Raw genomic sequence first — 9,093 nt, forward strand, 5'->3', positions numbered from 1 at the left:
GGGATCAGGCCCGAAGGGCCGCTTCGGTCCAGCAGGCCGTTGCCAGCAGCTCCGTTTCGGACTGCGCAGCGCCCACGAGCTGGAGGCCGAGTGGGAGGCCTGTTCCGGTTCGCATTCCCGGGACGCAGAGGGCCGGGAGGCCGAGCGCTTGCCAGGGGCGGCTCAAGACCGGATCTCCGGTGGCCGTGATCCCGGCCGGGGCGGGACCGAGAGCCGCCGGGCCCAGCACGGCGTCGTAGTCCGCCAAGAACTCCGATAGCCGTGCGCCTGCCTCGGTCGTGGTGTGGCGGGCGGTCTCGTAGTCGTGCTCCGGGGTGGCGGCACCGGTTCTCAGCAGGGTCGCCAGCTGCTCGCTCAGCTGGGACGCCGTGGCCAGCTCCGCCGCTCGTTCGCGCGCGGCTTCGTAGGCCATGATCACCGGGTGCGCGGCGGTGAGCTGCGCGATCAGCTGCTCGTCCGGGAACTCGTCGATCACCGCACCGGCCGCGCGCAGCTCGGTGCAGGCGCTGCTCAGCGCGGTCGCCATCGGTGCTTCGAGAGCCTGCGGTGCCCAGAGCAGCAGGCGCGGCGGTCGGCCCGCCCCGAGGCCGGAATCGGGCTCGCCGGTCAGCGCGGACCAGGCCAAGGCCAGGTCGGAGGCGCCGGCGGCGAAGAAGCCGTGGCTGTCCAGGCTCGGGCTCAGGCCGGTCACCCCGGCGACGGAGAACCGGCCGCGGGTGAGCACCAGCGACGCGACACCGCAGAACGCGGCGGGGCGGGTGACCGAACCGGCGGTCTGCGAGCCCAGCGCCAGCGGCACTTGACCAGCGGCTACCGCCGCGGCTGAGCCGCTGGAGGAGCCGCCCGGCGTGTGGTCCGGTGCCGCCGGGTTGCGGGTCGGGCCAGGGGCGAAGTAGGCGAACTCGGTGGTGACCGACTTGCCGACCGGGATCGCGCCGGCCTCCCGCCACGCGGTCACGATCGCCGCATCGGCTGCCGCGGGCGGCGCGTCCGCGCGCAGCCGCGAGCCGCACCTGGTGGGCAGCCCGGCGACGTCGACGATGTCCTTGACCGCGAGCGGAACCCCGCCGAGCGGACCGCCAGCGGTGGCAGGGGCGCCGAGCTCCACCCAGGCCCGCAGCTCGGTCTCGGTCTCGGCGATCCGGTCGCGGGAGCGCTGGAACGCTTCGGCGGGTGTGGTCGCGCCGGTGGTCAGGTCGCCGACGAGGTCGCGCAGCGACCAGGGCTGCCAGAGGCTCACGGCTGCTCCCAAGCTGCGTCGGCGACCCAGTAGTCCATGCCGCTGGCGCTCACCGCGTGCCGCCACTCCGAGGTCCGCCGCAGCAGCGGCTCCACCTCCGCGGTGACGGCGTCGGCCGCGTCCGGCCCGTCCTCCGCGACCGCCCAGTGGACCCAGTTCAGCTCCTGGCCGCTGGCGTCGTGCACGAACAGGTCGACGTGTCGCCAACCGTAGCCGTGCGTGTCGTTGTAGCAGGTCAGCGTCATCCGCGTGGGTTCGGCGTCCGATGGGGTGGGCATCCGGCGAGCTCCTTTCCGCGAGCGGGCTCAGGCGCTGAGGGGCGGGGCGGTCAGGCTGTGGAAGCGGCGTTGGAAGTAGACCAGCGCGCCGCTGTCCTCGCGGGTCATCACCTTGTCCACCTCGACGAACATCACCGAGTGCGAGCCCTGCGCCCGCTCGGCGATGATCCGGCCGACGAGCGAGGCGGGCGCATCGCGCAGCACCGGGACGCCCTCGGAGTCCAGGTCCCAGCAGTCCTCGGTGAAGCGCTGCGCGGTCGGCACCTTCGTGGCCCCGGCGAAGTGCATCGCCAGGTCCTCCTGCTCGGCGCCGAGCACGTTGACGCAGATCCGGCCGTTGGCGACCAGGACGTCGTGGGACCGGCTGGACCGGTTGACGCACACCAGGACGGTCGGCGGCGAGTCGGTCACCGAGCAGGCCGCGCTGACGGTCATCCCGGCGAGCCCGTGCTCGCCGTCGGTGGTCACGACGTTGACGGCGGCGGAGAGGTTAGCCATCGCGGCGCGGAAGTCGCGTTGGGCCGGGGTCAGCTCGGGCACGATTCCTCCAGTGGGGCTCCGACGGCGGTTTCCGGCACGTTCCGACGGTACGCACGCGCCCGCCGCCCGGGAATCGAGACTTCCCCGCGCCCGCCTGAGGATTTCCCCTACGAAGCCAGCGGCAGCGAGAAGCCGAAGCGGGAGCCGCCCTCGTCCCGGGACTCGCCCCAGATCGCGCCGTGCTGGCGGGTGATGATCCGGTAGCTCAGGGCCAGGCCGATGCCGCTGCCGTGCTCCTTGTCGGTGAACGTCCGCTCGAACGGGTCGTGGCGCAGCCCGCGGCCCAGGTCGTCGACGGTCAGCACACCCGCGTCACCGTCGATGCGGGTGGTGACGGTCAGCTGCCGCCGCTGCGGATCGCAGACCGCCATCTCGTCGATCGCGTTGAAGCACAGGTTGAGCACCACCTGCCCGGTCAGCACCCGCTCGCAGCGGACGAGCACCGGCTCCGGGCTGCGGTCCACCCGCACCTCGACGCCCGCCGGGCCCGCGCGCAACCCGACGAAGTACAGGCACTCCTCCAGGACGTCGTTGAGGTCGGCGACCTGCTGCACGTGCTCGAGATGACCGACGAACGCGCGCACCGAGCTGACGATGGTGGCCGCCCGCTCTATCTGCCGCACGGCGTTGTCGATGCCGTAGCCGACGCGGGAATCGGTCGGTGCCGCCGCGCGCGATCCGGCCAGGAAGTTGGCCGCCGCGGCCAGCGGCTGGCCGAGCTCGTGCGCGATGGCCATCGCCATGTCGCCCATCGCGGTGTAGCGGGCGAGGTAGTTCTCCCGGTGCATCTCCCGCTCCCGGCGCACCTGGCCGTGGATCCGCTCGGAGACGTCGTGCAGGATCATCAGCAACCCGTCGCTCTTCTGCAGCCGCTCCAGGCTGCCCTCCAGCCAGACCCGCTCCTGGTCCGGCCGGTCGACCTCCAGCTGCACCGAGGTGACCGGATCGGCGCGGGCCAGCACCTCGTCCCATGTGGACACCCGGCCGCGCAGCCGCAGGCGGGCGTGATCGGTCAGCGGGCCGAGCGGTTCGCCCGCGGTCGCGCCGATCAGCGGCAGCGCGGTGTTGGTGGCGAACCGGATGGTGCCCGCGGCGTCCAGCATCAGCGCCACGGTCGAGGTGTGGTGGGCGAGCGCATCGACCCACGAGGTGGTCATCCGCAGCTGCCGCTCCACCTCCTGCTCGCGCTCGATGTCGCGGAACTGCACCAGCACCGCGGGCCCGCGCTCCAGCTCGACCCGGACGGCCACCGCATCGGTCGGGATCACCCGGCCCGACTTCGCGCGGTAGTGCCACTCGATCCGGCTCGCACCCCGGTCGACGGCCTCCTGCAGCCAGGCGCGGCCGATCACCCGGTCGTACTGCTGCGCGGAGCTGCTCATGTCGTTGGCCTTGAGCGGGCGCAGCTCGGCCACGCTCCACTCCAGCATCTCGCACGCCGCCGGGTTGGCCCAGAGGATGTCCTTGGTCGCGGCGTCGTGCAGGAGCACGCACATCCGGGTGGCGTGCGCCATCGTCACGAAGTCCTGCGCCGTCAGCTCGGGCGCGCGCGGGTCGACCTGCATCGGCCCAGCGTAAGACGGGTGCGCGGGGGGGCGCACTGAAGGAATCCCCTACGGGAGCGTCAGGCAATACCAATTTCCGCGGCGGTGGCAGCGTTCGTAACGTCGGAAGCCGTCCAGCAACGACGAGGGAGCTGAGATGGTGCACACCCACCAGAGCGACGGTGTCAGCTTCGAGGACGTGCTGGCGGAGCTCGCCGAACGACGTGCCGAGTTCCGCGAGCAGCGCTACGTGCCGAAGGACTTCATCGCCCGGCTCAAGCAGCTGGGGCTCTACCGCGCCGCGACCCCGACGAGGTTCGGCGGCGAACCGCTCGCCCCCGCCGACTTCCTGGCGCGCATCGAGCGGATCTCGGTCGTGGACGGCTCCACCGGCTGGGTCGCCAGCTTCGGGTCCGCGCTCGTGTACCTCGCGGCGCTGCCGCTGGACACGCAGGCCGAGCTCTACCGCAACGGGCCGGACATCGCCTTCGCAGGCGGCCTGTTCCCGGTCCAGCCTGCCGCGCCGACCGCGACCGGCTTCCGGATCGACGGGCGCTGGAAGTTCGCCAGCGGCTGCATGGGCGCCGACGTGCTCGGCGTGGGCATCCCCGGCGACGACAGCACCGGCGGCAAGCCGCGAACCGCGGTGCTGCGGCCCGAGCAGGTCGAGATCATCCAGGAGTGGGACGTCGTCGGGATGCGCGGAACCGGGTCGTTCGACCTGGTGGTGCGCGATGTCGAGGTCCCGCGCGAGTGGACCTTCATCCGCGGCGGAACGCCCACTGTGGACGAACCGCTCTACCGCTACCCGACGATCGCCTACGCCGCCCAGGTGCTGGCCGTCGTCGGCGCCGGAGTGGCCCGCGCGGCCCTCGACTACGCCGAGGAGGTCGGCGCCGGCTACGCCGGGGTCACCGGTGCCCCGAAGCTGGCCGACCGCGCCTACTACCGCACCGAGATCGCCGGTGCCGAGGCCGCGCTGCACTCGGCCAGGGCGTGGTTCTACGAGCTCAGCAACGAGGTCTGGGAGACCGTCCTGGCCGGCGACGACGCCACCGCGGAGCAGAACGCTCGGTTGCGGCTCGCCTCCGCGCACCTGGCCAAGACGTCGTCGGACGTCGTCGGCCGCCTGCTGGAGATCTCCGGCACGGCGCCGATCAACACCTCGCACCCGTTGCAGCTGCTGCACGGCGACGCGCTGGTCCCGAAGCAGCACGCCTTCCTCGGCCCGTCGATGTACGACGCGGCAGGCGCGGTCCTCATGGGGATGCCGCCCACCACCCCAGGTTTCCGCTGACACCACGACGAAGGAGATTCGCATGACCGCGCAGCCGCTCCGCGTGCTGTTCTGCATCGGCATCAACCAGAACTTCTTCGACCTGCCCACCGACGGCATCGAGATCGGCGACGTCTGGCAGGCGTTCGTCTCGATGATGGACCAGCTCAAGGCGCTGCCCGGGGTGGACTTCATCGGCGACATGGACGACGACTCGCACATGGTCGGACCGTCCGAGGGCTGGCCGTGGACCTGCTACATCCTCGCCGACGTCGACTCGCAGGAGACCGTCAAGGCCGCCTGCAACCTCTTCCGCACCACGCAGGTCGCCGACGGCCGCGCCAAGCTGTGGCGGTTCGCCAGGGTCGAGGCCCGGATGGGCCGCGCGCTGACCGTCCGCGAAGACGTCGAGCTGCCCGACTGACCAGGGAGAACCCGATGACCGACAACACCACCGCGCCCGCCGGGCTGGCCGCCGGGGACCGGGTCGCCGGCCGCCTCTACACCGACCCGGAGATCTTCGACCAGGAGCTGACCCGGATCTTCGAGCGCACCTGGGTGTGGGTCGCGCACGAGAGCGAGCTGCCCGGGCCCGGCACCTTCAAGTCGACGCACGTCGGCAAGCAGCCGGTGATCGTCACCCGCGACCGCAAGGGCGAGCTGCGCACCCTGCTCAACCGGTGCCGCCACCGCGGCGCCAGCATCTGCGAGAAGCCCAGCGGCAAGGCCAACGGCTTCACCTGCCCTTACCACGCCTGGTCCTACGGACTGAACGGACAGCTGCGCGGCATCCCGTACCCGGACGGCTACGAGGGCATCATCGACAAGTCCGAGCTGTCGCTGAAGAAGCTGCGCACCGAGAGCTACGGCGGCCTGGTGTTCGCGACGTTCAACGAGGACGCCGAGCCGCTGGAGGAGTTCCTCGGCGACGCCCGGCTGTGGATCGACCGGTTCATGAAGCAGGGCGGCGGCTACCCGATCAAGGTGCTGGGCAAGCACCAGTTCAAGTTCCGCGGCAACTGGAAGATCCAGCTGGAGAACACCACCGACGGCTACCACTTCCCGATCGTGCACCGGTCGTGGATGGCCTCGGTGGACGCCGAGACCGCGGACATGATGTCGTTCATGACCGACCCGGCCGCGATCACCCACGACCTCGGCAACGGGCACAGCGTGATGCAGATGGTGCCCGAGCACTCCGACCTCGACGCCGACGACGGCAGCGAACCGCTCCAGGGCCGCTTCGACGACCTGGTGGCCGAGCTGTCGAAGACCCTCGACGAGGCTCAGGTGCGCAAGCTGGTCCGCGCCATGCACGGCACCGGGTTCAACCTCAACCTGTTCCCGAACGTCTCGATGTCCTCGGCGTTCTTCCGGGTGCTGCGCCCGGTCGCGGTCGACGAGACGTGGATCGAGCACGTCGCGATCGGCCCGGACGGCCCGCCCGAGGTCGACGCCGTCAACCGCGAGCGGCTGCGCATCCACGAGCACTTCCAGGGCCCGTTCGGCTTCGGCACGCCCGACGACGCCGAGGGCTGGGACCGGGTGCAGCGCGGGGCGCAGGGCGCACCGGAGATGCCGATCCTGGTCAACCGCGGCATCGGCCGCGAGACGCGCAGCGCGGAGGGCTGGCCGACCGCGCACGTCACCGACGAGACCGGGATGCGCGCGGCCTACGGCAAGTGGAAGGAGATGATGGGCGATGACTGACGCGACCGTGCTGTCGACGACCGATCCTCGCGTCGTCCGGGCGATCGAGCTGATCTGGCGCGAGGCCGAGCTGCTCGACCGCAAGGACTACACCGCCTGGAACGGCCTCTACTCGGACGACGGGCTCTACATCATCCCGATCGATCCGCACACCGATGACTTCGCGAACACGCTGAACATGGTCTACGACGACGCCCGCATGCGGCAGATGCGCGTGACCCGCATGATCGAGGGCTACGCGATCGCGGCGGTCGACGCGGCACGCACGGTGCGCACGGTGTCCCGCTTCGTGCCGGAGTCGGTCTCCGACGACGAGGTGGTGCTGCGGTCGGCGCAGGTCCTCATCGCCTACAAGCGCGGCCGCCACGACATCTGGGCCGGTGACCTGGTGCACCGGATCCGGCTCTCGGACGACGGTGCGGACCGCATCGCGCAGAAGGTCGTGCGGCTGGTGGACAGCGAAGAAGCCGTGCCGGCCGCGGGGTTCCTGCTGTGAGCGCGGCACAGGTCGCGGTGGTGACCGGTGGGGCGAGCGGGCTGGGCGAGTTCATCGTGCGCCGCCTGCACGCCGACGGTTACCGCGTCGCAGTGGCCGATGTGGCCGACGCCGCGGCGCTGACCGCTGAGCTGGACAGCACCGGGGCCACCGCGCGCGGCTACCGCGTCGACGTCCGCGACCGCACGGCACTGCAGCAGCTGCTGGCCGACGTGATCGCCGACTTCGGCGAGGTGCAGGTGCTGGTCAACAACGCTGCCCGCACGCAGGCGAAGCCGTTGCTGGAGATCACGCCGGAGGAGCTCGACGCCGTGCTGGCGGTCAACTTCACCGGTACGTTCACCGCCTGCCAGATCTTCGGCGCGCACTTCGCCGATCGGGGCTACGGCCGGATCGTCAACATGGCCTCGCTGGCCGGGCAGAACGGCGGCACCGCGACCGGCGGCCACTACGCCTCGTCCAAGGGCGCGATCATGTCCGCGACCAAGGTGTTCGCCCGCGAGCTCGCGCCGCGCGGGGTCACGGTCAACGCGGTGTCACCGGGCCCGCTGGACAGCCCGATGGTGCGGTCGATCGTCGGTGAGGACGCGCTGGATGGCTTCGCGGCGAACATCCCGGTCGGCAAGCTCGGCGATCCGGCGTTCATCGCCCGGATGGTGGCGCTGCTGGTCTCACCCGACGCCGCCTCGGTCACCGGTGCCTGCTGGGACGCCAACGGCGGCCTCTACCTGCGCTGATGGGAGTTGCGATGAAGGTCGAGGTCGTCGAGGTCGTCGAGGCGGCCGCCGAGATCCGCGCGCTGCGACTGGCCCGCGCGGACGGCGCGCCCTTCGACGCCCACCGAGCGGGCGCGCACGTGGACGTCACCGGCCCGACCGGAGTGCTGCGGCAGTACTCGCTCTGCGGACCGCCCGACGACCGGAAGTCCCTGCTCATCGCGGTGAAGCGGGAGTCAGAGTCCCGGGGCGGTTCGGCTGCGCTGCACGCGGTGTCGGTCGGTGATCACCTGGAGGTCGGGCCGCCGCGGAACCTGCTGACCCTGGCGGACGACGCGGACCGCCACGTCCTCGTCGCCGGCGGGATCGGCGTGACTCCGCTGCTGAGCATGGCCCACGAGCTGCGCCGCACCGGTGCCGCGTTCGAACTGCACTACTTCGCCCGCTCCCGGGCCAAGGCTGCTTTCGTCGACCTGCTCGAAAGCGAGTTCGGCGCCCACGTGCACCTCGGTGTGCCCCGAACCGAACAACCAGCCCTGTTCGCCGGGATCACCGCAGGGCTGACCTCGGCCGCGCACGTCTACACCTGCGGGCCCGAGGGATTCATGGATCAGGTGACCGAGGCGTTCGCTCCCACGGTCGGTGCGGACCACGTGCATGTCGAGCACTTCACCGCGACCGAGGTCGACACCAGCGCGGATGCGCCGTTCACCGTCGAGCTCGACACCGGCGAGGTGTTCGAGATCCCTGCTGACCGCTCCATCCTGTCCGTTCTGGAGGAGGGTGGCGTCGACGTGGCGAAGTCCTGCGAGGAGGGCATTTGCGGCTCCTGCGTGTCCGGCGTCCTCGACGGAGTTCCCGACCATCGCGACAACTGTCTGTCCAATTCGGACAAGGCTGCTGGTGATCAGATGGCGCTCTGTGTTTCTCGGGCGTTGACCGACAAGCTCGTGATCGAGCTGTACTGATCTCTTCGGATCGTGAGCGGCGCTGGTGGTTCTTGGTTCTTGGCGGCACCAGCGCCGCTCACGGTGCGTTCACTCCGGGTTCCTTGGCTGCTGCAAGGTTTTGGGTGCTGGGGGCGGATTCTTGCAGTGCTTATCGGTCCGGAGTTCAGGGCGTCGTGGTCGGTTCTTGTTTCCACTCTTGAGTTTTCAAGGTTCGCGGTACTTTTGTCTGTTGTGTTGTGGTGGGGGTCATCCCCGTGATTTGTTGGATTGTGGGGGCTGTGGTCCGGATGTCAAGCCCGGCCTGGCGGCCGCCCCTTCGGGGTTTCAGGCTTGACATCCGGAC

Annotated in this window: 10 protein-coding genes; 6 read left to right on the forward strand and 4 right to left on the reverse strand. The window is 70.7% G+C overall.

Annotated elements, in window-relative coordinates:
• Positions 1–4: 4 nt before the first annotated feature.
• The 4 genes from OU416_RS13045 to OU416_RS13060 all read right to left on the reverse strand — a co-directional run bounded on the left by OU416_RS13045 (position 5) and on the right by OU416_RS13060 (position 3,623).
• Entirely contained in the window at positions 5–1,240 is a 1,236-nt protein-coding gene (locus tag OU416_RS13045; RefSeq protein WP_270927158.1) for an amidase, read from the reverse strand.
• Entirely contained in the window at positions 1,237–1,518 is a 282-nt protein-coding gene (locus OU416_RS13050; RefSeq protein ID WP_270927159.1) for a hypothetical protein, read from the reverse strand. The genes OU416_RS13045 and OU416_RS13050 overlap by 4 nt, the downstream gene beginning before the upstream one ends.
• A gap of 27 nt (positions 1,519–1,545) precedes the next feature.
• Positions 1,546–2,058, reverse strand: coding sequence for a flavin reductase (locus OU416_RS13055; RefSeq protein WP_270927160.1), 513 nt, complete (start codon positions 2,056–2,058; stop codon positions 1,546–1,548).
• Positions 2,059–2,165: 107 nt separating this feature from the next.
• Positions 2,166–3,623, reverse strand: coding sequence for a sensor histidine kinase (locus OU416_RS13060; protein ID WP_270927161.1), 1,458 nt, complete (start codon positions 3,621–3,623; stop codon positions 2,166–2,168).
• A gap of 136 nt (positions 3,624–3,759) precedes the next feature.
• Here OU416_RS13060 and OU416_RS13065 point away from each other — a divergent pair, with 136 nt between their 5' ends.
• Genes OU416_RS13065 through OU416_RS13090 form a run of 6 tightly spaced genes read left to right on the forward strand, consistent with a single transcriptional unit; the run spans position 3,760 to position 8,768 of the window.
• Positions 3,760–4,899, forward strand: coding sequence for an acyl-CoA dehydrogenase family protein (locus OU416_RS13065; RefSeq protein WP_270927162.1), 1,140 nt, complete (start codon positions 3,760–3,762; stop codon positions 4,897–4,899).
• A gap of 22 nt (positions 4,900–4,921) precedes the next feature.
• Positions 4,922–5,302, forward strand: a complete 381-nt coding sequence (locus tag OU416_RS13070) for a hypothetical protein (RefSeq protein WP_093159680.1) — start codon at positions 4,922–4,924, stop codon at positions 5,300–5,302.
• Between the two features lie 14 nt (positions 5,303–5,316).
• Positions 5,317–6,588: an aromatic ring-hydroxylating oxygenase subunit alpha gene (locus tag OU416_RS13075; protein WP_270927163.1), complete on the forward strand. Its 1,272-nt coding sequence runs from the start codon at positions 5,317–5,319 to the stop codon at positions 6,586–6,588.
• Positions 6,581–7,084 (forward strand): aromatic-ring-hydroxylating dioxygenase subunit beta, encoded by a 504-nt coding sequence (locus tag OU416_RS13080; RefSeq protein ID WP_270927164.1) that lies wholly within the window; start codon positions 6,581–6,583, stop codon positions 7,082–7,084. Before OU416_RS13075 ends, OU416_RS13080 begins: the two co-directional genes overlap by 8 nt.
• On the forward strand, positions 7,081–7,821 hold the full coding sequence (locus tag OU416_RS13085) for an SDR family NAD(P)-dependent oxidoreductase (protein WP_270927165.1): 741 nt from the start codon (positions 7,081–7,083) through the stop codon (positions 7,819–7,821). The genes OU416_RS13080 and OU416_RS13085 overlap by 4 nt, the downstream gene beginning before the upstream one ends.
• An 11-nt stretch (positions 7,822–7,832) precedes the next feature.
• A complete protein-coding gene (locus OU416_RS13090) occupies positions 7,833–8,768 on the forward strand; it encodes a PDR/VanB family oxidoreductase (protein ID WP_270927166.1) in 936 nt (311 codons plus the stop codon).
• Positions 8,769–9,093: the final 325 nt, after the last annotated feature.

Origin of the sequence: Saccharopolyspora indica (genome assembly GCF_027853965.1) — a bacterium.
In the GTDB taxonomy this organism is placed as follows: domain Bacteria; phylum Actinomycetota; class Actinomycetes; order Mycobacteriales; family Pseudonocardiaceae; genus Saccharopolyspora; species Saccharopolyspora indica.

Bases quoted from the DNA above. Each gene is read 5' to 3' on its own strand.
- OU416_RS13050 (WP_270927159.1), bottom strand. From the start codon at position 1,518: ATGCCCACCCCATCGGACGCCGAACCCACGCGGATGACGCTGACCTGC.
- OU416_RS13060 (WP_270927161.1), bottom strand. From the start codon at position 3,623: ATGCAGGTCGACCCGCGCGCGCCCGAGCTGACGGCGCAGGACTTCGTG.
- OU416_RS13065 (WP_270927162.1), top strand. From the start codon at position 3,760: ATGGTGCACACCCACCAGAGCGACGGTGTCAGCTTCGAGGACGTGCTG.
- OU416_RS13070 (WP_093159680.1), top strand. From the start codon at position 4,922: ATGACCGCGCAGCCGCTCCGCGTGCTGTTCTGCATCGGCATCAACCAG.
- OU416_RS13075 (WP_270927163.1), top strand. From the start codon at position 5,317: ATGACCGACAACACCACCGCGCCCGCCGGGCTGGCCGCCGGGGACCGG.
- OU416_RS13080 (WP_270927164.1), top strand. From the start codon at position 6,581: ATGACTGACGCGACCGTGCTGTCGACGACCGATCCTCGCGTCGTCCGG.
- OU416_RS13090 (WP_270927166.1), top strand. From the start codon at position 7,833: ATGAAGGTCGAGGTCGTCGAGGTCGTCGAGGCGGCCGCCGAGATCCGC.